Source organism: Gemmiger sp. An120, from assembly GCF_002160955.1.
GTDB lineage: Bacteria > Bacillota > Clostridia > Oscillospirales > Ruminococcaceae > Gemmiger_A > Gemmiger_A avium.
In genome coordinates this window covers 313,467-332,993 of record NZ_NFLN01000002.1, presented here as the reverse complement: position 1 = coordinate 332,993, position 19,527 = coordinate 313,467, and the positions used below count along the sequence as shown (strand labels likewise).

General features: G+C 58.3%; 20 protein-coding genes. 15 read left to right on the top strand and 5 right to left on the bottom strand.

The window, feature by feature from the left end; genetic code table 11:
• Window positions 1-180: 180 nt before the first annotated feature.
• The 9 genes from B5E65_RS03375 (at window position 181) to B5E65_RS03335 (ending at window position 9,437) form a co-directional block, all read left to right on the top strand.
• Window positions 181-1,143 carry an NAD(P)H-dependent glycerol-3-phosphate dehydrogenase gene (locus tag B5E65_RS03375; RefSeq protein ID WP_087170366.1) on the top strand — a complete coding sequence of 321 codons (963 nt, stop codon included), beginning with the start codon at window positions 181-183 and terminating at the stop codon, window positions 1,141-1,143.
• A 121-nt stretch (window positions 1,144-1,264) separates the two neighbouring features.
• Entirely contained in the window at window positions 1,265-2,560 is a 1,296-nt protein-coding gene (locus B5E65_RS03370) for an alanine/glycine:cation symporter family protein (RefSeq protein WP_087170365.1), read from the top strand.
• A 45-nt stretch (window positions 2,561-2,605) separates the two neighbouring features.
• Window positions 2,606-3,343 carry a YjjG family noncanonical pyrimidine nucleotidase gene (locus tag B5E65_RS03365; RefSeq protein WP_087170364.1) on the top strand — a complete coding sequence of 246 codons (738 nt, stop codon included), beginning with the start codon at window positions 2,606-2,608 and terminating at the stop codon, window positions 3,341-3,343.
• Window positions 3,309-4,247, top strand: coding sequence for an alpha/beta hydrolase (locus tag B5E65_RS03360; RefSeq protein ID WP_158098503.1), 939 nt, complete (start codon window positions 3,309-3,311; stop codon window positions 4,245-4,247). The genes B5E65_RS03365 and B5E65_RS03360 overlap by 35 nt, the downstream gene beginning before the upstream one ends.
• A 106-nt stretch (window positions 4,248-4,353) precedes the next feature.
• Window positions 4,354-6,240 carry an ABC-F family ATP-binding cassette domain-containing protein gene (locus tag B5E65_RS03355; RefSeq protein ID WP_087170362.1) on the top strand — a complete coding sequence of 629 codons (1,887 nt, stop codon included), beginning with the start codon at window positions 4,354-4,356 and terminating at the stop codon, window positions 6,238-6,240.
• Window positions 6,241-6,242: 2 nt separating this feature from the next.
• The gene (locus B5E65_RS03350) at window positions 6,243-6,761 is read left to right on the top strand and encodes a GNAT family N-acetyltransferase (protein WP_158098502.1); all 519 of its coding nucleotides are present in this window, start codon (window positions 6,243-6,245) and stop codon (window positions 6,759-6,761) included.
• Entirely contained in the window at window positions 6,758-7,531 is a 774-nt protein-coding gene (locus B5E65_RS03345; protein WP_087170360.1) for a 4Fe-4S binding protein, read from the top strand. Before B5E65_RS03350 ends, B5E65_RS03345 begins: the two co-directional genes overlap by 4 nt.
• A gap of 185 nt (window positions 7,532-7,716) precedes the next feature.
• Window positions 7,717-8,040: a PadR family transcriptional regulator gene (locus tag B5E65_RS03340; RefSeq protein ID WP_087170359.1), complete on the top strand. Its 324-nt coding sequence runs from the start codon at window positions 7,717-7,719 to the stop codon at window positions 8,038-8,040.
• Window positions 8,037-9,437, top strand: a complete 1,401-nt coding sequence (locus B5E65_RS03335) for a DUF2812 domain-containing protein (RefSeq protein ID WP_087170358.1) — start codon at window positions 8,037-8,039, stop codon at window positions 9,435-9,437. Before B5E65_RS03340 ends, B5E65_RS03335 begins: the two co-directional genes overlap by 4 nt.
• A 60-nt stretch (window positions 9,438-9,497) precedes the next feature.
• On the opposite strand, the gene B5E65_RS03330 is transcribed toward B5E65_RS03335, so the two are convergent.
• Window positions 9,498-10,337, bottom strand: a complete 840-nt coding sequence (locus B5E65_RS03330; protein ID WP_087170357.1) for a patatin-like phospholipase family protein — start codon at window positions 10,335-10,337, stop codon at window positions 9,498-9,500.
• Between the two features lie 150 nt (window positions 10,338-10,487).
• Here B5E65_RS03330 and B5E65_RS03325 point away from each other — a divergent pair, with 150 nt between their 5' ends.
• Window positions 10,488-11,411 carry a sigma-E processing peptidase SpoIIGA gene (locus B5E65_RS03325; RefSeq protein ID WP_087170356.1) on the top strand — a complete coding sequence of 308 codons (924 nt, stop codon included), beginning with the start codon at window positions 10,488-10,490 and terminating at the stop codon, window positions 11,409-11,411.
• The gene (sigE, locus tag B5E65_RS03320; RefSeq protein WP_087170355.1) at window positions 11,393-12,115 is read left to right on the top strand and encodes an RNA polymerase sporulation sigma factor SigE; all 723 of its coding nucleotides are present in this window, start codon (window positions 11,393-11,395) and stop codon (window positions 12,113-12,115) included. The genes B5E65_RS03325 and sigE overlap by 19 nt, the downstream gene beginning before the upstream one ends.
• Before the next feature lie 111 nt (window positions 12,116-12,226).
• On the opposite strand, the gene tsf is transcribed toward sigE, so the two are convergent.
• The 3 genes from tsf to B5E65_RS03305 form a co-directional block, all read right to left on the bottom strand.
• Window positions 12,227-13,147 (bottom strand): translation elongation factor Ts, encoded by a 921-nt coding sequence (gene tsf, locus B5E65_RS03315; protein ID WP_087170354.1) that lies wholly within the window; start codon window positions 13,145-13,147, stop codon window positions 12,227-12,229.
• A gap of 39 nt (window positions 13,148-13,186) precedes the next feature.
• The gene (rpsB, locus tag B5E65_RS03310) at window positions 13,187-13,918 is read right to left on the bottom strand and encodes a 30S ribosomal protein S2 (protein ID WP_087170353.1); all 732 of its coding nucleotides are present in this window, start codon (window positions 13,916-13,918) and stop codon (window positions 13,187-13,189) included.
• 170 nt (window positions 13,919-14,088) lie between these two features.
• On the bottom strand, window positions 14,089-14,385 hold the full coding sequence (locus B5E65_RS03305) for a YlmC/YmxH family sporulation protein (protein ID WP_087170352.1): 297 nt from the start codon (window positions 14,383-14,385) through the stop codon (window positions 14,089-14,091).
• Window positions 14,386-14,507: 122 nt separating this feature from the next.
• Between B5E65_RS03305 and B5E65_RS03300 the strand changes: the two genes are divergently transcribed.
• Window positions 14,508-15,149, top strand: a complete 642-nt coding sequence (locus tag B5E65_RS03300; RefSeq protein ID WP_087170351.1) for an HAD family hydrolase — start codon at window positions 14,508-14,510, stop codon at window positions 15,147-15,149.
• 43 nt (window positions 15,150-15,192) lie between these two features.
• On the opposite strand, the gene sigG is transcribed toward B5E65_RS03300, so the two are convergent.
• On the bottom strand, window positions 15,193-15,960 hold the full coding sequence (sigG, locus tag B5E65_RS03295) for an RNA polymerase sporulation sigma factor SigG (protein ID WP_087170350.1): 768 nt from the start codon (window positions 15,958-15,960) through the stop codon (window positions 15,193-15,195).
• A 148-nt stretch (window positions 15,961-16,108) separates the two neighbouring features.
• Between sigG and B5E65_RS03290 the strand changes: the two genes are divergently transcribed.
• The 3 genes from B5E65_RS03290 (at window position 16,109) to ligA (ending at window position 19,453) form a co-directional block, all read left to right on the top strand.
• Complete coding sequence (locus B5E65_RS03290) at window positions 16,109-16,612, top strand: hypothetical protein (protein ID WP_087170349.1); 504 nt, start codon at window positions 16,109-16,111, stop codon at window positions 16,610-16,612.
• Window positions 16,613-16,719: 107 nt separating this feature from the next.
• The gene (yunB, locus tag B5E65_RS03285; protein WP_087170348.1) at window positions 16,720-17,358 is read left to right on the top strand and encodes a sporulation protein YunB; all 639 of its coding nucleotides are present in this window, start codon (window positions 16,720-16,722) and stop codon (window positions 17,356-17,358) included.
• Between the two features lie 106 nt (window positions 17,359-17,464).
• Window positions 17,465-19,453, top strand: coding sequence for an NAD-dependent DNA ligase LigA (ligA, locus tag B5E65_RS03280; protein WP_087170347.1), 1,989 nt, complete (start codon window positions 17,465-17,467; stop codon window positions 19,451-19,453).
• The last annotated feature ends 74 nt before the right edge of the window (window positions 19,454-19,527 follow it).

The following is a 19,527-nucleotide window of genomic DNA, read 5'->3' as shown; positions in this document are numbered from 1 at the left end:
CCCCGACGGCGACCCCCACCCCGACGGCGACCCCCACGCCGTCGGCTACGCCGGATCCGACGGCAACACCCTCTCCGGACAATACGCCGGATTCGACAGCCAGCCCGGAACCTGTGCAGGGCTGAGACCGGCCGGACACGGTAATGAAAACCAAGACCAATCAGAGAGGAACAGACGAATATGAATCTGACTGTATTGGGCTGCGGCCGCTGGGGTACTTTCCTGGCCGGATACCACTGCGCCCGCAATGACGTTATGCTGTGGGGCCGGCCGGGCTCCCGCAGTATGATGACCCTGCAGACGGAACGCAAAAATGAATACATGATTCTGCCGGATAAACTCCGGCTGGAAACGGATCTGGGCAGGGCCCTGAACTTTGCGGAAATGGTGATCATCTCCATCAGTGCCCAGCAGCTGCGCTCTCTGGCCGCGCAGCTGCAGACCTATCCTCTTGCGGGAAAAACCTTTATTCTCTGCATGAAGGGCATTGAGGCCGAGAGCGGAAAGCGGCTGACCCAGGTGTTCCGGGAAGAAGTCACCCAGCCGGTTAAGCTGGCGGTGTGGGTCGGTCCCGGCCATGTGCAGGATTTTTCGGCCGGTATTCCCAACTGCATGGTGGTGGACTCCGATGACCCGGCCGTTACCGAGTCGATTGTGGAGGGCCTGAGCTCTGACCTGATCCGTCTTTACAAAGGCGGTGACCTGATCGGTACGGAAGTAGGGGCTGCCGCAAAAAACGTGATCGGAATCGCGGCCGGCATGCTGGACGGTGTAGGCTATACCAGCCTGAAAGGCGCTCTCATGGCCCGTGGTGCACGGGAAATCGCCCGCCTGATCCGTGCCATGGGCGGCAATGAGCTGTCGGCCTACGGCCTGTGCCATTTGGGGGATTACGAGGCGACGCTGTTTTCCGCCCATAGCCACAACCGGCTTTTCGGCGAGTGCTTTGTCCAGGGCAAGCCCTGCAACTATCTGGCCGAAGGGGCGGCAACGGTGAAGGCGCTGGTTCGTCTTGGTGAGATCTACCAGGTGGATCTGCCCATCTGCAAAACCGTTTACTGTATGCTGTACGAAGGGCATCCTGTGGACCAGGCGCTGCCCACCCTGTTTGCCCGCAGCGTGAAAGGCGAATTTTACATCTGAATCAGGAAAAGCCCGCCGGTACATTGCGTATCGGCGGGCTTTTGTGTCTTCTATCCGACGCGGTCTGTGCCATATGCTGGTATAAGAAAGCAGTTGCCTATCAGGGCGGGAGGAAGACACCGTGGAAACAATCTTTGCACAGTTGACCGCTTTTCTGTGGAGCTGGCCGCTGCCGCTGGCGCTGGCCGGAACAAACCTGATGCTGACTTTACGCCTGCGGGGAATCCAGCGGTACGGCGCATATGCTGTCCGCCTGAGCCTGCAGGCGTCACAGGCGCAAAAGGGTATCTCCGGCTTCGGGGCGCTGGCCACATCGGTGGGGGCCGCCATGGGGGCGGGCAATATCCTGGGCATGGGGGTAGCGGTCACAGTGGGCGGTCCTGGAGCGGTGCTGTGGTTTGGCGTGGCGGGCGTGCTGGGAATGGCGGCGCAATATGCAGAAAGCAGCTTGTCCCTGTCCAGCCGGAACACAGACCCCGAGCATCAGAACTGGGGCGGGCCCATGCTCGCACTGAAAAAGGCCGGGTACCCGGCTATTGGCAAACTGTATGCCCTGTTTGTAATTCTGGCTTCCTGGGGAACCGGCTGTGTGCTGCAGGCCCGCGCTGTGGTGCAGGCGCTCAATCCCTGGCATATCCCGGCCAGCGCCGTGATCGGGGCGCTGGTGCTGCTCAGCGGGGCTGTGATCCTGTGGGGCGGATCGGGCATTGCCCGGGCCAGCGAACGGCTGGTGCCCGCCATGATTCTGCTGTACCTGGCAGGGTGCGGCGGGGTGCTGCTGCTCTGCCGCCATCAGATCGCTGCGGCTATGGCGTCGATTTGCCGGCAGGCTTTTGCGATACGTCCCCTGCTGGGCGCGGGGATGGGTGCGGCGATCCGGAGTGGATTTGCCCGCGGTTTGCTGGCGGGGGAGGCAGGCCTGGGAACCTGTGGAATCGCCGCGGCGGGGGCAGACACCGGTCCTGATAATCAGGCGCTGATTGCGATGAGCGCAGGGATCTGGACAACGCTGCTGGGCATGCTGACAGGGCTGGCCATCACCGCTGCCGGGCTGGCTTTTCCCGCTCAGCTGGCCGGTGCTTCCGCCGGCGAATATACACTGCGGGTGTTCTCGTTGCTTCCCGGCGGTACCGGCCTTTTGGCAGTATGCCTTTGCATTTTCTCTTTTACCAGTATTCTGGGCTGGTGCTACTATGGCCAGGTCAGCGCGCGGGCGCTGGGAGGCGGAGAAAAAACAGTCCGTATCTATAAGATCCTGTTCCTGCTGGTGCTGGGCGGAGCGCTTTGGCCAGACGCCGAAATGCTGTGGATTTACGCAGACCTGCTGAATGGGCTGCTGGCATTGCCCAATCTGTTCTGTTTATGGCGATTGCGCAGGCAAATCCCCGGTGTATGGTTGACGAACCGCAAGGAATAAGGGATAATAGATAAGAAAGAATACAACTAGAGGGAAGGAACCCATATGGCATATTACCATTGCATTTTGTTCGATGTGGACGGAACACTGCTGGATTTTGAAGCGTCGGAAAGCAAGGCACTTGTGGAGACGCTTACCCACTATAATTGGCCCACGGATGCCGAAACACAGGAGACCTACCGGCGGATCAACCGCGACCTGTGGGCAGCGCTGGAGCAGGGGAAAATCAAGAAAGACCGGCTGGTTATCCAGCGGTTTGAAAAGTTTATGCAGGCCATTCAGGTGTCGGGCAACGCCGCTGAGGTAAACCGGTTCTATCTGGACCGGCTGGGCGATCATGCGGATCTGATGCCCGGCGCGGCAGAGGTGCTGCGGGAGCTGTCGGAGGTGGCAACCCTGGCGGTGGTCTCCAACGGTGTGGCACGGGTGCAGTACAACCGGCTGGAACAGTCCGGCCTGGACAAGTATATGGACGGCGTATTTGTGTCCGAAAAGCTGGGGGTCGAAAAACCCAGCCGCAAATTCTTTGAAACGGCGCTGCGCACGCTGGGTGTGGAGCAGCGGGAAAAAACACTTGTGGTGGGGGACAGTCTGGCCGCTGATATTCAGGGCGGCATCAATGCCGGTCTGGCTACCTGCTGGTTCAATCCGGCCGGGCAGGAAAATCCTGGTTCGATCCGTCCCACCCACACGATCACCACGCTGGAGGAACTGTATCCTCTGGTAATGGAGGAGGATGAACTGCAAAATGTGGGCTCCCGTAACCGAAGACATCAAATTTGATTCCGCCATGCCGGGCCGTAGCATCACCGGCCACCTGTTCTATGATGCGGAAAAGCCGCCCCGGGCGATCCTGCAGATCAGCCATGGTATGTGCGAGTATATCGGCCGCTATGCGGATTTTGCCGCCTATATGGTACAGCATGGTTTTGCCGTGTGCGGCAATGAGCATCTGGGCCACGGTGCGGGCTGCGCGCCGGAGGACCTGGGCTATTTCGGCCCCGGGGACGGGATTGGCTGTGTGCTGCAGGATCTGCGCACCATGAACCAAACCGCGCATGAGCGCTGGCCGGGGCTGCCGCTGTTCCTGCTGGGGCACAGCATGGGCAGTTTCTTTGCCCGTGAGTATGCCGCACGGTATCCCGACACCCTGGATTACCTGATCATCAGCGGAACGGGCGGCCCGAATCCCGCCTCGGCGGCTGGGCTGGCTGTAATCCGGATGAGTACGGCAATAAAAGGGGACAGGGCCCGCTCCGGGTTGGTCAACAAACTGGCGTTCGGCAGTTATCTGCGTCATGTGCCGAACCCCGATACCCCCTATGACTGGATCAGCCGGGATAAAGAAATCGTTCGCCAGTACGCAAAAGACCCGCTGTGCACCTTTGTTTTCACGCTGAACGGCTTCCGGGTGCTGGTAAGCGTCCAGGACCTGGTGAACCGCAAGGATTGGGCCGCCCGGTTGTGTGCCGGCCATTGTCCGCCGATCCTGCTGGTATCCGGCGATGAGGACCCGGTGGGTGCATATGGAAAAGGCGTCCGCCAGGTGTACGAGATGCTGCAGCAGGCAGGGGCACCGGATGTTCAGCTGAAGCTGTATCCGGGCGCCCGGCATGAGGTGCTCAACGAGACGAACCGCGCACAGGTTTATGAGGACATTCTGGCCTGGTGCGAACGGTATGTATAAGCAAACAAACAGAAAAGTCTGCGGCGATAAGCCGGGCGTCGGTGCTTGCTGTACCGGGGTCCGGCTTTTGCAGGCGGCTTAACCAACAGATAAAGGATTTTTAAGTATGCTGTTATCAATGCAAGACCTGGGAAAAAGCTTCGGTGAACAGGTCATCCTGCAGGGTGTGACAGCCAGTGTGGAAAAAGGGGACCGTATCGGCATCATCGGAGAGAACGGGGCAGGCAAGACCACCCTGCTCCGGATGCTGTGCGGCGAGTATCTTCCCGATGAGGGAGAGTTTTCCCTGACGCACGGCGTAACCCTGGGATATCTGGAACAGAACGGCAAGCTGGACCCGGACAAGGATGTATATGGCGAAATGCGCAGCGCCTACGCCCCTGTGCTGGAGGCAATGGCGCAGATGCAGATTTTGGAAAAGAAGCTGGCGGCTGCTCCGCACAACACGGAGCTGCTGGAACAGCACGCTGCCCTCAGCGCGGTGATTGATGCTGCGGACGGCTACCACATGGACATCCAGATTAAAAAGGTGCTCAGCGGCATGGCGTTCGGGCCGGAAACCTATGAAAAGCCGGTTTCGGTGCTGAGCGGCGGCGAATACACCCGGCTGCGCCTGGCCCGCCTTCTGCTGCAGAAACCGGACAATCTGATTCTGGACGAGCCCACCAACCACCTGGATTTCGAGACGATGGAGTGGCTGGAAAACTACCTGCTGGCCTATTCCGGCGCGGTGCTGGTTGTCAGCCATGACCGGTATTTCCTCGACCGGGTATGCAACCGGATCTGGGAGGTAGAGGATAAGAACCTGATTTCTTATAAAGGCAATTACTCCGCCTACATGCCCCAAAAGGAGCAGGCTGTAGCCCTGCAGCAGAAGCAGCACGACGCGGATGTGCAGAAAGCGGCCAAGCTGGAGGATTATATTGCACGGAATCTGGTGCGGGCCTCCACCACCAAGATGGCGCAGAGCCGGCGCAAGCAGCTGGAAAAGATGGAGATCACCGCGGCCCCGCGCACTTTTGTGCGGGAGATGAAGTTCCGGTTTGAATTTGACATTACCCCGTATAACGAGCTTCTTACCGCCAAAAACCTGAGCATTGAGATTGGCGGCCGGACACTTCTGGAGCCCTGCAGTTTCCAGCTGCTGCGGGACGAGCGGCTGATTATTGCGGGCCCCAACGGTACCGGCAAGTCCACCCTGCTGCAGGTGCTGGACGGGCACAGGCGGCCCTCGTCCGGCATGGTGCGGCTGGGGCAGGGGGCGCGTCCCAGCATCTTTACCCAGCAGCAGGCACGCCGTGCCGGGCGGGTGATTGATGCCATCTGGGATAAGTATCCCCGCTTTACCGAACTGGAAGTGCGCAGCCACCTGGCAAGATTCAATTTCCGGGGTGAGGATGTATTCAAACCCTGTTCGAATCTGTCTGGCGGCGAGCTGGGACGGCTTCGCCTGGCCGAGATGGTACTGGAACGGCCCAATCTCCTGTTTATGGACGAGCCCACCAACCATCTGGACATTTATACGCGGGAAAGCCTGACCCAGGCACTGGCGGCCTATGAGGGGGCGCTGGTGCTGGTAACCCATGACCGGTATCTGATGCAGACCCTGGCGTGCCCGATTCTTTACATAGAAGACGGAAAAGCCGTGCGATATGAATCCTTTGCCGCCCTGATGAACCGGAACAAAGGCGAAGAGCTGCCGGCCGCAAAGGAGCCTGCCGCGCCTGCGCGTCCCGCTTACGGAAAAGAGCAGCGCAAACGGCGGGCGGATCTGCGTGCCCGGCTGAAAGCAGTGGAGGACGAGATCGAAGCGGTCAGCGCCAAGGTAGTGGAACTGGAGAACGAGATCAACTCGCCGGAAGTCCTGCGCGACCATGTTCTGCTGCGGGATAAATGCGACGAGCTGGAAGATACCCGCTTCCATCAGCAGGAATTGTTTGACGAGTGGGAGAAGCTGCTGGAAGAGCAGGAGCAGATGGAAAAGGAGGAATAGTTTTGCCGCCGCGCGCCAGAGAGCAGCTGGAAACGCCCCGGCTGATTATTCGCGACTTTGTGCCCGGGGATGCCGCCGATCTGCACGAGATCCTGGGAGATCCTGAGACCATGAAATACTGCGAACCCGCCTATGATTTTGAAAAAACCAGGCGGTTTCTGGCCTCTTTCTGTATCGCCCGCGGCGGCGCGATGGCAGCGGTTCATAAGCAAAGCGCCAAGGTAATCGGATATATGCTGTTCAACGAAACAAGCCCCCGAGAATATGAACTTGGCTGGTTCATCAACCGGCACTTTTGGCGGCAGGGCTATGCGTTTGAAGCCTGCCAGGCTCTGATTGACTATGCGTTCAACGTATTGGGGGCACAAAAGGTCTTTGCCGAAACCGTTGACCCGGTAGGATCCATAGGCCTGATGCAAAAACTGGGGATGCGCCCGGAAGAGCTTCAGCATGATCCGCTGAACAAAACAACACGGTATATCTATGCACTGAAAAACACAGAAAGGGAAGTGTTGATATGAAGTTCGAAAAAACGGTGGTTTTGTCCTTCAGCCCCACGGGCGGTACCGCAAAGGCGGCACGCTTGCTGGCAGAGGGCCTGGCACAGCCGGTAGAATTCCTGGATGTGACGGCAATGGCGGCAGAGCATGACTTTCAGCCCGGTACGCTGGCGGTGCTGGCGGTTCCGGTATATGGCGGCCGTGTCCCGGAACCGGCGCTGGAACGCATCCGGGCCTGCCGCGGCAACGGCACGCCGGCTGTTCTGGCGGCGGTGTACGGAAACCGGGAGTTCGAGGATGCGCTTCTCGAACTGGAAGAGACGGCCCGGAACAGCGGCTTTGTGCCGGTGGCCGGTGCTGCGCTGATTGCCGAGCACTCCATCTTCCGCAAGGTGGCTGCGGGCCGTCCGGATGACAAGGATGCCGCCGCAATCGCGGATTTTGCAGCGGCCATTTCTGCGCGCCTTGAAGCGGCAGGCGACGTGGGGCAGATCCCTGCGCCAGAATTTCCGGGAAACCGGCCCTACCGTAAGTTTGACGGTGTGCCAATGAAGCCCAAGGCAGGCTCTGCCTGCATTCGCTGTGGGCGCTGCGCCGCCGGATGCCCGGTGCAGGCAATCCCGACTTCTGCGCCGGACCAGACCGACACCTCCAAATGCATCACCTGCATGCAGTGTGTGCGCAACTGCCCCACCGGGGCGCGGCAGCTGAACAAGCTGATGTTTGTTGCGGCTGAAGCCGGCTTTGTGGCGAAAAACAGCGCCCGCAAAGAGCCCAAGCTGTATCTGTAAATATTTAAGAAGCCCGTCCGCTCAGCCGAAAGCGGACGGGCTTTTTGTATGTTTTTCTGCAAAGGGTATCACAGTCTGGCATTCCTGACGGTACGCGACAAAACAAAACTTGACATTGTCGATATTCGATAATATAATAATGGCAGAAATATCGATATTCGACATTTGAGACCGGGAGGTGCTGCATGCCACGGGAAAAGTTCAAGACCCTCACGGAACAGATGTACTATATTCTGCTCTGTCTGGCGCAGGAATGCTGCGGTATGGACATTATGGACAAAGTTCCGGAAATGACCGGCGGGCGGGTAAAAGTTGGTTCCGGCACCCTCTATAATCTGCTGGAGCAGTTTCTGGATGCAGAAATGATCCGGGAAACCCGCTGCGAAGGACGTCGGCGCAGCTACATTCTCACCGCAAAAGGCCGCCGCTTACTGGACGAAGAGTATCAGCGCCTGTGTGCGCAGGCGCAGGATTATCGCCGGATCCTGGGCGAGGAGGTGCCCCGATGAAAAACAAAAAATGGGAAATCCCGATGTTCTCCTTTTATGACCACACCGGTATGGAGCACCATCTGGAAAAACGGGCCCGGCAAGGCTGGCTGCTGGAAAAGATGTCCGGTCTGGGCTGGACCTACCGGCGCATTCCGCCGCAGCCCCTTACCTATACGGTCAGCTACTTCAATCAGGAGTCTCTTTACGAACCGGAACCCTCCGAACAGCGCCAAAGCTTTCAGGATTTCTGCGAACATGCAGGGTGGAAGCTGGCCGCCGCATCGCCTTGGGCTCAGGTGTTTTACAACGAACGTCCTGATCCTGTCCCTATCGAAACCGATCCGGAACTGGAACTGGCCAGCATCCAGCGGGCGGCCAAAAAGGCGCTGCCAGCCTATATTATGACCATCCTGGCAGGTATTTGGCTGGGAGGGGGCTGGATCTGGCAATTTATTCTGGACCCGGTTGATCTGCTGGTCAGCCCCAACTGGGCGGCGACAGGGTTCTGTTTTGGCCTGTTGGCTGTCTATATGGTCACGGACCTGGTCTTTTATTACCGCTGGCGAAGAAAGGCAATCCGGGCGGCCCAGCATGGCGAGTTCCTGCCAACCCGGGGCCTCTACAAGCTGCATTATGTGCTGCTGGTTTTGTCGGCAGTTAGCTTTGTTTACTGGGCACTGATGGTAACAACGCCCGGCCTGCGGGGGTTTATCCTGATTTATCTGCTTTTGATAGCGGTATTGTCGGCCCTGACAGCCTGGGTACGGCGTACCCTCCAGCGCCGCCGCGTCTCGGCCGGAGTTAACCGGGGGGTTACGCTTGCGGTCAGTATCGGGCTCTCGCTGGCGCTGTTCAGCGGGCTGTTTATCGGTATGTTTGCCGCGATCCGAAACGGTTGGGTGCGGCTGGACGGGGATGTCCACACCTCCACTACCTATGAATGGAACGGCCAAACGGTGGTTGCCTATTCCGACCCGCTCCCGCTTACGGTGGAAGACCTGACCGGCATCACAGCGGAAGGATATTCCCGCCATTGGGAAACCGAAGCCTCGCTTTTGCTGAAACGGGAAAAAGGGGAGCAGCGGGCCCGTTACGACGTAGAAGAGGACCTGCCGCGGCTGGAGTATGTCCGATATACCACCCGCTTTTCGGCCATCTACGAGCTGTGCCTGAACGAGCTGCTCCGCGATCATGAGGACTGGAATGTGCCGGGAACCCCCTCCGAGCAGTGGATGCAGTACCGGCCCATTGACGCGGCTGCGTGGGGGGCGCAGAATGCCTGGCAGTTGTATATGGGCAGCGAACCTATGGATTGCTATATTCTCACCTGGCCGGACAGGATTGTTCAGCTGGAGCCCGACTGGCTTCTGGATGAGGAGCAAATGGCGATTGCCGGCCAAAAACTGGCGGCTTAATCAAAAATAAACGGCGCCGATCAAACAGAAAAGTTTCTGCTTGATCGGCGCCGTTTGCTTTTATCGCAGGTAATTCCGCAGCGGTTCCAGATTTTCCCGTGCATCGTGTACGCCCAGGTCATAGGCGGTTTGCAGCTTTTGCGGCTCCTTTTCGATCCGCTTTACCGCAACCGGCTGAGAAGGACGGATCACAAATGCCTTCCCGTCCGATTCCCATTGCTTCAGCACATCAATGGAGCGGTTGTATAAAATATGCCGTTCCCGCAGCCGTGCGGCAACCGCCGGATAGTTTCGGCTGTACAGCCGGATCAGAAAGGGAGACATAGGTGCCTTTCTGTATTCCATATCCCGGGTCAGAATTACGACCAGACGGTCACAGCCCTGTCGGGAAAGCCACTCAAAGGGGATACTGTCCGAAATGCCGCCGTCCAGATACCGCTGCCCGCCGATTTCCACCGGGCGGGATACCATCGGCATGGAGCCGGAAGCCCGCAGTACATCCATCTGTTCAAATACGCTGTGGATCTGCACATATTCCGGCTCGCCGCTGTCTACGTTGGTAATCACGGCATAAAAAGGAATCCCGGAACGGCGAAACGCCTCGTCGTCGAAGGGATCCAGCCGACGGGGAACTTCTTCATAGGCGTATCGGGTGCTCACGATATTGCCCTCCCGCAGAAGAGGCAGGATTCCCATATACGCCCGATCGCCGTTGAATCGCTTATTGTACCGGATCACGCGGCCTTTCTGCGCGGAAAGATAGTTTACCCCGAACAATGCCCCGGCGGAAACACCTGCCACGCAGTCGGCCTGAATTCCTTCTTCCAGAAACACATCCAGAACACCGGCGGTATACATGCCCCGCATGGCGCCGCCTTCCAATACCAATCCTGTTTTCATAGCTCTCTCCTTATCCGTTCTTTGTATGGTAATTCGGATTTGACCGTTTGTCAAGCCGGGAACAGACACCTTTTGGGCACCTACGCTGTTTTGACAGCCTTTTCCTTGCCATGGGTGTACACTCAAAAACAGGGGAGGGGACACGCCGGTATGAAAATCATCATCTATCTGGATATCCTGCTGCTGGTCAACTTTCTTACAGGTTACCTGCTGCTTTGCGCAGCCGGTCATCTGGCAGGCAGCGAAACATCCGGGCTGCGTCTCTTGGCGGGCGGCCTGGCCGCCGCGGCCGCGTCGCTGCTGATACTGTTCCCTCCGCTCCCTGTACCGCTCCAGCTAATGAGCAAAGCGCTTGTGGGGGCCTTTGTGGTGCGCACAGCATTCTCCTGGCGGGGCTGGCGCATGTTTGGCCGGCAGACGGCCTGGTTTTTGCTGCTGAATCTAATTGCGGCAGGCAGCTGTCTGCTGCTATCCCTTCGCTGCGGGATTCCGGGCCTTCAGGTAAATAACCTGACCGTTTATCTGAATCTGCCGCCCATGCTGCTGTTAGGCTGTATTCTGGCGGTTTATGGCATTGTGCGCACACTGCTGTTTCTGTTCGGCGCCCCCCGCCCGGCGGAAATCTGGCAGCTTCGTGTTTCTTTGGAGCCGGGGCGCACGCTCAGTCTTCCGCTTCTGCACGACACCGGCTTTTTTCTGAAAGATCCCTACAGCGGGGCCCAGGCAGTTCTGGTGGAATACGCCCCCTGTGCCGGGCAGCTTCCGCCGGATCTGCGCGCCTGTCTGGAAGGGTGCTTTTATCAGGAACAGTGGCCGGAACCGCCGCCTGGCCGGGCGATACGGATTCTGGAGTGCCGCACTGCCTCCGGGCGCCGGCTCCTGCCCGCACTGTGCGTAAAAGACGCAGCGCTTTCCCGGCAGCACCAGACAATCCGGCCAGGGGAACTGACCATTGTATTCAGCCCGGAACACAGCATGGGCGGAAGATTCTGCGGCCTGTTTGGCACAGATCTTCTGACCAGCCGGCCGGCAACACGAAAAGGAGAGGATGGAAGATGGATTTCGGTGGGGTAAAAGCAAAAATCAAAGGAATATGCCGGCACTTGTGGAGGGTGCTCCGCATGCCGGACCCGGTTTACTACATCAACGGGCCGGAAACACTGCCGCCTCCGCTGACACCGGAAGAAGAAAAGATGGTGTTTGCCGGATTGGAGGAGGGCAGGGCCAGCTGCCGGGATATCCTGATCACCCACAATCTGCGGCTGGTGGTCTACATAGCCAAAAAGTTTGAAAGCAGCAATCTTCCGGTGGAGGATGTAATCTCGATCGGAACCATCGGCCTGATCAAAGCCGTCAATACCTTTGCCCCTTCAAGAAACATCAAGCTGGCCACCTATGCCAGCCGATGCATTGAAAACGAAATCCTGATGTACCTGCGAAAAGCCTCCAACCGCCGTCAGGAAACCAGCATTGACGAACCGCTGAATACCGACGGGGAAGGCAATGAGCTGCTTCTGTCCGATGTGCTGGGCACCGACCAGGACCAGATCAGTGTGCAGCTGGAACAGGATGCGGAACGGGATATGCTGCGCGCGGCGGTCAACCGGCTGGATGAGCGGGAGCGCTGCATCATGCAGATGCGCTTTGGCCTGGAGGACGGCAAGGAGCATACGCAGAAAGAGGTGGCCGATGCCATCGGTATTTCCCAAAGCTATATATCCCGGCTGGAAAAGCGAATTATCCGCCGTCTGCGGCTGGAATTGGAAAGCGCTACCTGACCAGAAGAGGGAAGAACCCTTTCCGCATACAGAAAAAGAGAGAATGGCGTTTTGCAACGCACATTCTCTCTTTTTTGCTTCATTCAGCAGAGATAGTAAGATCCCAGGATCTTACTTCACCATGTTGGCGATCTCCTCAGCGAAGTTGTCCTCGCGCTTCTCCAGGCCTTCGCCCTTCTCGTAGCGCACGAACTTCACGATCTTGATCTCGCCGCCCAGCTCCTTGCCAACCTTCTCGGTGTACTTGGAAACAGACAGGTCGGGATCCTTGACGAACTCCTGATCCACCAGGCAGTTCTCCTTGTAGAACTTGCCGATGCGGCCCAGAACCATCTTCTCCTTGATGGCGTCGGGCTTGTTGGCGTTCTTCGGATCGTTGGCGATCTGAGCCAGCAGGATTTCCTTCTCCTTCTCGATCACGGAAGCGGGAACCTCGCTCTCGCACACATAGCCGGGGTTGGCGGCGGCGATCTGCATGGCGATGTCCTTGCCGTAAGCGGCAAACTCAGCCTTGGCAGCCACTTCGTCGCTGGTCTCAAAGTTCACCAGAACAGCATGGGTGCCGCCGGCATGGATGTAAGCAGCGCAAACACCCTCGTAGCGGGCAAAACGACGGATCTTGATGTTCTCGCCGATAACCAGGATCTTGTCCTTCAGAGCGGCCTCAACGGTGTCGTCACCCATCTTGCAGGCCAGCAGGGCTTCCACATCGGCGGGAGCCTGCTTCGCGATCACGTCAGCCACGTCCTTGACGAAGGTCTGGAACATCTCGTTCTTGGCCACGAAGTCGGTCTCAGCGTTGACCTCCAGGATCACGCCCACCTTGCACTCGCTGCAGTAGCTGGCGTACACCATGCCTTCAGCGGCGATGCGGCTGGCTTTCTTCTGCGCGGCGGCCAGGCCTTTCTCACGCAGGTACTCGATCGCCTTCTCGAAGTTGCCGTCAGCCTCGGTCAGGGCCTTCTTGCAGTCCATCATGCCGCAGCCGGTCTGCTCGCGCAGGTTCTTGACGTCTTGTGCAGTAAAAGCCATTTGTCTTTACCCCTTTCTAATCCTTTACGTTTACCCGAATCAGGCCTCAGCAGCCTCTTCCACGGTCTCGGTGCCGGCGTTGTTCTGCTCGCCCTGACGGCCTTCCAGAACAGCGTCGGCCATAGCGCCGGCGATCAGCTTGACAGCGCGGATCGCGTCGTCGTTGCCGGGGATGACGTAGTCGATCTCATCGGGGTTGCAGTTGGTGTCCACGATAGCCACGATGGGGATGTTCAGCTTGCGGGCCTCGGAAACAGCGATGCGCTCCTTGTGGGGGTCAACAATGAACATAGCCTTGGGCAGGCCGTTCATGTTCTTTACACCGCCCAGGAACTTCTCCAGCTTCTCGATCTCCAGCTGCAGCTTGACAACTTCCTTCTTGGGCAGCAGATCGAAAGTGCCGTCCTCGCTCATCTTCTTCAGCTGATCCAGACGGTCGATGCGCTTGCGGATGGTGCGGAAGTTGGTCAGCATACCACCCAGCCAGCGGGCGTTCACATAGTGCATGCCGCAGCGGGTAGCCTCGTCACGGATGGACTCCTGAGCCTGCTTCTTGGTGCCGACGAACAGGATCTCGCCGCCCTGAGCGGACAGATCACGAACAAAGCTGTACGCCTCGTCCAGCTTCTTCACGGTCTTCTGCAGGTCGATGATGTAGATACCGTTGCGCTCGGTGAAGATGTACTTCGCCATTTTGGGGTTCCAGCGGCGGGTCTGATGACCGAAATGCACGCCGGCTTCCAGGAGCTGCTTCATAGATACGACTGCCATAATAAATCCTCCAATTTTTTGTTTTACCTCCGCATTGCATGCATGCTTCCCAACCTGTAAAAAGGCACAGAGAAACACTGCAATGCGTGCGTATTGCCGTAATAGAATAGCACAAGCCGCTTCAGATTGCAAGCTTTTTTCGAAAAAAAGCCCCCAAAACGGATTTTGGCTCAGCGGCTCAACATCTGGGCCAGTTTTTGCCGCAGGGACAGCCCGGCCTGCGCCGGCGGCTGGGGCAGATCGGTCTGCACCAGAATCACGTCGGTGCCCAGATTTACAATATCCTGCCAGGGGATCGGCACATCCGGATCCCGCCCCAGCAGGCCTAAAAACCGTGGCCTGCCGTACAGTATCAGGGCCCGGATGCGGGCGTTCTGCTCATCAAACTCCAGATCGTCCACCCGTCCCAGATTGTCGCCGGTGCGGATCTGCACCACATCTTTCCGGGTCAGTTCACGCAGTGTCAATCAACTCACCTCCTGCCAATAGATAGCAAAAGGGCTTTGTATATTAGAGGCGAATCGTGTATAATAGAGAAAACCGCCGTTCTGCGGCGGCAGATTCCCCGGCAGAAGGAGGCGCAATTCCCATGTATGAAGCGATCGTACTGGATCTCGGCGGCGTGGTGGTGGACTTTGACCCCCGCAGCTTTTTGATGGAACGGCTCTGCAACGAGAGCCGCGAAAATCAGGTGTTTGACCTGGTGTTCGGCAGTAAACTCTGGCAGGAGCTGGACGCGGGCCTTATAACCCGTGCCGAAGCCAACCGGCAGATTATGGAGCAGGCTCGCGAGCAGGGCCTGGCATTTGAAACCCAGGCCATTCTGGACGATTGGCCCCAGATGCTGCATACCCGCCGCCGCACGGTGGAACTGATGAAGCAGCTGAAAAAGCAGGGATACGCGCTGTACTACCTGTCCAACATTGCGCCGGATACCCTGGACATGATCAAAGAACGGGACTTCTGGCGGCTGTTTACCGGCGGCCTGGCCTCCTGCGAGGTACAGATCAACAAACCGGATCCGCGCATTTATCAGGAGTTCCTGCGCCGCACGGGCCTGTCCAGTGATTCCATTGTCTTTGTGGATGACAACAAGGCAAACGTCCAGGCTGCCTTTGAACAGGGGATTGCCGGTATTCATTATAAAGGATACAATTCCTTTGTCAAAGCGCTGGGCGCCTGCGGCATCCACCTGAAAGAGCCGCTTGTCTCCCGTTCCACCAAAGAATGATCCTTTCTGAAAGACCGACGCCAAGAGGCGCCGGTCTTTTGTTTTACAGCTGGCTGCGGATGCGGTCCATGGCACTTTTTTCCAGCCGGCTGACCTGTGCCTGGCTGATACCGATTTCCCGGGCCACCTCCACCTGCGTCTTGCCTGCCATATAGCGCAGCGCCATGATACGCCGCTCCCGGGGAGAAAGTGACTCCACCGTGTCCCGGAACATGATGCCGCTGACCCAGTTGTCCTCGCCGCCGTCATCGCCCAGCTGATCCATCACATACAGCGGGTCGCCTCCGTCGGTGTACACCGGTTCATATAAACTTACCGGATCCACTACCGATTCCAGCGCCAGCACCACGGTTGGTTCCGGCAGGCCGATCTGCCGGGCAATCTCGTCGGTGCGGGGTTCACGTCCCAGCTGCTTTTGCAGGGCCTCCCGGGCCTGCATGGCCCTGTAGGCGGTATCCCGCACCGAACGGCTTACCCGCACCGCGTTATTGTCCCGCAGAAACCGCCGGATCTCGCCGATGATCATGGGCACTCCATAGGTGGAAAACCGCACGTTCAGGTCCGGGTCAAAGTGGTCAATCGCTTTAATCAGGCCGATGCACCCCACCTGGAACAGGTCATCCGCGCTTTCACCGCGTCCGGCAAACCGCTGTACCACGCTCAGCACCAGCCGCAGGTTTCCTTGAATCATGGTCTGCCGTGCCTGCATGTCGCCGGCCCGCGCTTTGCGCAGCAGTTCGATCTTTTCCTTTTCTTTCAGTACGGGCAGCTGCGAAGTGCTTACCCCGCAGATTTCCACCTTGTTGTACATCGTTACCTCCCGCGGCCCCGCCAATTGCACGGGACCTGCCCGTTCACAGTATGGCCGGGGTATCGGCCGCAAAATCACGGGAGCTTCTGGCAAATATTGCACCCGGTACGGCAGGCCTGCATAGGATGAGGCAAAGGAGGCGGTAGGGATGACCATCAAAGGAATTGTGATGCTGCTGATTTTCGCTGCGATTATCGCGGCGGCGATTGTGTACGGGATTGTGCGGGGGCGGCTGCGTTCCGGGCCTATGCGCCGGTATTATCCGCAGCCGGATTTTACGCGGCGGGCAGGGTTTCAGGTAGCGGAATATCCCATCAACGATATTCTGACCTATACCGGCAGCTGGCTTTTGGCAGGCGGTGTGGCGGAACTGCAGTTCCGCGTCCAGCCGGACTGGAAACTGTGGCTGCGTGTGGCACAGGAAGGGCGGTCTCTCCGGCTGGATCAGTTTGACCGGCAGTATGAAACCTATCAGACCGTATACTATGATGGCATTCGGGTGGTGCTGCAGCAGACCCCCGGCGGCGCAGGGCTGGCAACCTGGGTGCGGGACGGATTTTCCTACGCGCTGTATCTGCCCCGGGGCGAAATGGGCCTGCTGAATGGTCTGGCGGTAGAGTTTGTGGAGGGTACAGCCTCCAGCAATTCCTGATTGCGGCGGCAAAGCGTTTCCGGCTGAGGAAACGCTTTTTCTCTGCACAAAACCCGCCAGCCGGGAATATAGTGAAACTATATCTTTAGAGAAAGAGGTCCCGGCTTATGCAAAGAAAGTGCCGCCCGATCGTATGCCGCCGTCCGCGCCGCCGTACAATCGCCCTTTTGCTGGGGGCTGCTGTAGTCTGCTATATCCTGTTCAGCGCTGAGGCCCGGCTGCGCCCGATGATCCTGACCATGGCCGAATACGAATGCCGTCAGCGGGCCATACAAAAGATGAATGCCGCGGTCACCGATGCCATGACGGCAGAGCCGCTGCTCTTTGACGGGCTGTATCAGATTGAACGGGACCCGCAGGGGGCGGTTCTGGCGGTGACCGGCGATACCGCCGCCATCAACCAGGTCAAAGCACACCTGACCCAGCAGGTGGCCGCCGCCCTGGACCAGTTGCGGGAACAGACCTTTTATGTCCCGGTGGGCTCACTGCTGGGATGGCAGCTGCTGGCTGGACGAGGGCCATCCATCAGCTTTCAGGCCATCCCGGACTCTTATGTGAACAGCGACGTGATCACTACATTGGATACCGCGGGGATCAACCAGACCGAACTGCGGGTCTTTCTGGTTCTGCAAGCCGACATGACGGCAATTCTGGGCGGCTATTCGGCAGAAGTCTACGTGGAAAACCAGATCTGCATTGCCCAGGTGCTGATTGTGGGGCAGGTGCCGCAAACCTACGTGCAATAGCTGCGGGAATATGGTATACTATTTCTGCCTGTGGCCATATGGCCGGTTCCGGGCAAAAAGCGGGCTGCAGTGATGCGGCCTGGCAGCAGACACGGGAGAAACAGATATGGAACAGAGAGAACGCATAGACTATCTTGTCGATACATTAAATAAGGCTTCGGAAGCTTATTACGGCGGCGAAGAAGAACGGATGACCAACTTTGAGTGGGATCAGCTGTTTGACGAACTGACCGAACTGGAGGGGCAGACCGGCTACATCCGGCCGGACAGCCCGACCCAGACCACCAGCCATGCGGAGAGCGAGCCGGATGCCGCCGGCGAAAAGGAGCCGCATGAATATCCCGCGCTCTCTTTGGCCAAGACCAAGGACGTGGCGGAGCTGCAGAAATGGGCCGGGGACCGGGCGGTCTGGCTGTCCTGGAAACTGGACGGCCTGACCCTGGTGCTTACCTACGACGGCGGCCAGCTGGTCAAAATCCTCACCCGGGGCAACGGCACCATCGGCAGCAACATTACCTATATGAAAGAAGCCCTGGTTGGCGTGCCGCTGACGGTGGACGAGCCCGGCCACCTGGTGGTGCGGGGTGAGGCGACGATTTCCTACACGGATTTTGAGCGCATCAACGACACGCTGGACGAAGAAGACGACAAATATGCCAACCCCCGGAACCTGGCCTCCGGTACGCTGGCACTGGACAAGACCAACCTGGACAAGGTCAAAGAGCGCCGGGTTACCTTCAACGCTTTTACGCTGGTGCACACCGACCGGGAGATCCTGTCCTGGGGCGACCGGATGGACTGGCTGGACAAGCTGGGGTTCATTACGGTGGAACGGCAGCGCACCGATGCGGCAGGGCTGCCGGATGCAATCCAGCATTTTACCGATAAAGTAGACCGGGGCGAAATGGATTTGCCGGTAGACGGCCTGGTGCTCACCTATGACGATACCGAATACGCTGCCACCGGCAGCGTGACCGGGCATCATGCCACCCGGGCCGGTTTTGCCTACAAATGGCAGGATGTGAAAGCGGTGACCATGCTGGAAAGCGTAGACTGGTCCTGCGCGGCCTCCATCATTACGCCGGTGGCGGTGTTTGCCCCGGTACAGCTGGAGGGCACCACCGTGACCCGTGCCTCCCTGTGCAATATCAGCGAAATGGAGCGGCTGGGCATCGGCGAAAACGGCAAAACCGAGATTGAGGTCATCAAAGCCAACAAGATTATCCCCAAATGTGTGGCGGTGCGCAAAGCGGAGGGCACGTTTACGATTCCGTCTCAGTGTCCGGTGTGCGGCGCCCCCACCGAGATCCGGGTGAACGGCAAAGGGGATACCAAAACCCTGCGCTGCACCAACCCCTCCTGCCCGGCCAAGCATCTGAAACGGTTCTCCCGTTTTGTCAGCAAAACCGGCATGGATATCGACGGGCTGTCCATCCAAAGTCTGCGGGTGTTCGTAAACCAGGGCTTTATCCGGGACTACGCGGATATCTATCACCTCAGTGAGCACCGGGATGCCATTGTGGAACTGGACGGCTTCGGTGAAAAGTCCTATGAAAATCTGGCGGCTGCCATTGAAAAAAGCCGCAATGCCCATCCCGCAAACTTCCTGTTTGCTCTGTGCATTCCGATGATCGGTGTGGACGCGGCCAAAAAAATCCTGGCAGCGCTGGGCAGCGAAGGCTTTGCCAAGCGGGTGGAGGAAGGCCTGCCTTTCGATGATGTGGAGGGCATCGGCCCCGAGCGCTCCCGTGCACTGCAAAGCTGGTTTGCTGATGAGGAAAACCGTGCCGTTTACCACAAACTGCTGAACGAACTGCATCTGGAAACGGTGGAACCCCGGGACACCACCGGCGGCCGCTGCGCCGGGATGACCTTTGTAATCACCGGCAATGTGCATATCTTTACCAACCGGGCCGCGTTCAAAAAGTACGTGGAGGCCGAGGGCGGCTCGGTGGCGGGCAGTGTTTCCGGCAAAACCAATTTCCTTGTCAACAACGACCGGGAATCCACCTCTTCCAAAAATAAAAAGGCGGCCGAACTGGGGGTGCCTATCCTGTCCGAGGAAGAATTTATCGGGCAGTTCGGTCAACCCTGATTTGACCAGTTACTCGTATGCGAAACAGCGCGGAGACCTTTTCGTGGTCTCCGCGCTGTTTCTTTGTTCTAAAA

Coding starts and splice junctions, on each gene's coding strand:
- B5E65_RS03300 (WP_087170351.1), top strand. CDS start 14,508: ATGTATGAAGCGATCGTACTGGATCTCGGCGGCGTGGTGGTGGACTTT.
- B5E65_RS03340 (WP_087170359.1), top strand. CDS start 7,717: ATGCCACGGGAAAAGTTCAAGACCCTCACGGAACAGATGTACTATATT.
- B5E65_RS03325 (WP_087170356.1), top strand. CDS start 10,488: ATGAAAATCATCATCTATCTGGATATCCTGCTGCTGGTCAACTTTCTT.
- B5E65_RS03360 (WP_158098503.1), top strand. CDS start 3,309: ATGTGGGCTCCCGTAACCGAAGACATCAAATTTGATTCCGCCATGCCG.
- sigE (WP_087170355.1), top strand. CDS start 11,393: ATGGATTTCGGTGGGGTAAAAGCAAAAATCAAAGGAATATGCCGGCAC.
- sigG (WP_087170350.1), bottom strand. CDS start 15,960: ATGTACAACAAGGTGGAAATCTGCGGGGTAAGCACTTCGCAGCTGCCC.
- B5E65_RS03355 (WP_087170362.1), top strand. CDS start 4,354: ATGCTGTTATCAATGCAAGACCTGGGAAAAAGCTTCGGTGAACAGGTC.
- ligA (WP_087170347.1), top strand. CDS start 17,465: ATGGAACAGAGAGAACGCATAGACTATCTTGTCGATACATTAAATAAG.
- B5E65_RS03365 (WP_087170364.1), top strand. CDS start 2,606: ATGGCATATTACCATTGCATTTTGTTCGATGTGGACGGAACACTGCTG.
- B5E65_RS03375 (WP_087170366.1), top strand. CDS start 181: ATGAATCTGACTGTATTGGGCTGCGGCCGCTGGGGTACTTTCCTGGCC.
- B5E65_RS03330 (WP_087170357.1), bottom strand. CDS start 10,337: ATGAAAACAGGATTGGTATTGGAAGGCGGCGCCATGCGGGGCATGTAT.
- B5E65_RS03345 (WP_087170360.1), top strand. CDS start 6,758: ATGAAGTTCGAAAAAACGGTGGTTTTGTCCTTCAGCCCCACGGGCGGT.
- B5E65_RS03290 (WP_087170349.1), top strand. CDS start 16,109: ATGACCATCAAAGGAATTGTGATGCTGCTGATTTTCGCTGCGATTATC.
- B5E65_RS03335 (WP_087170358.1), top strand. CDS start 8,037: ATGAAAAACAAAAAATGGGAAATCCCGATGTTCTCCTTTTATGACCAC.
- rpsB (WP_087170353.1), bottom strand. CDS start 13,918: ATGGCAGTCGTATCTATGAAGCAGCTCCTGGAAGCCGGCGTGCATTTC.
- yunB (WP_087170348.1), top strand. CDS start 16,720: ATGCAAAGAAAGTGCCGCCCGATCGTATGCCGCCGTCCGCGCCGCCGT.
- tsf (WP_087170354.1), bottom strand. CDS start 13,147: ATGGCTTTTACTGCACAAGACGTCAAGAACCTGCGCGAGCAGACCGGC.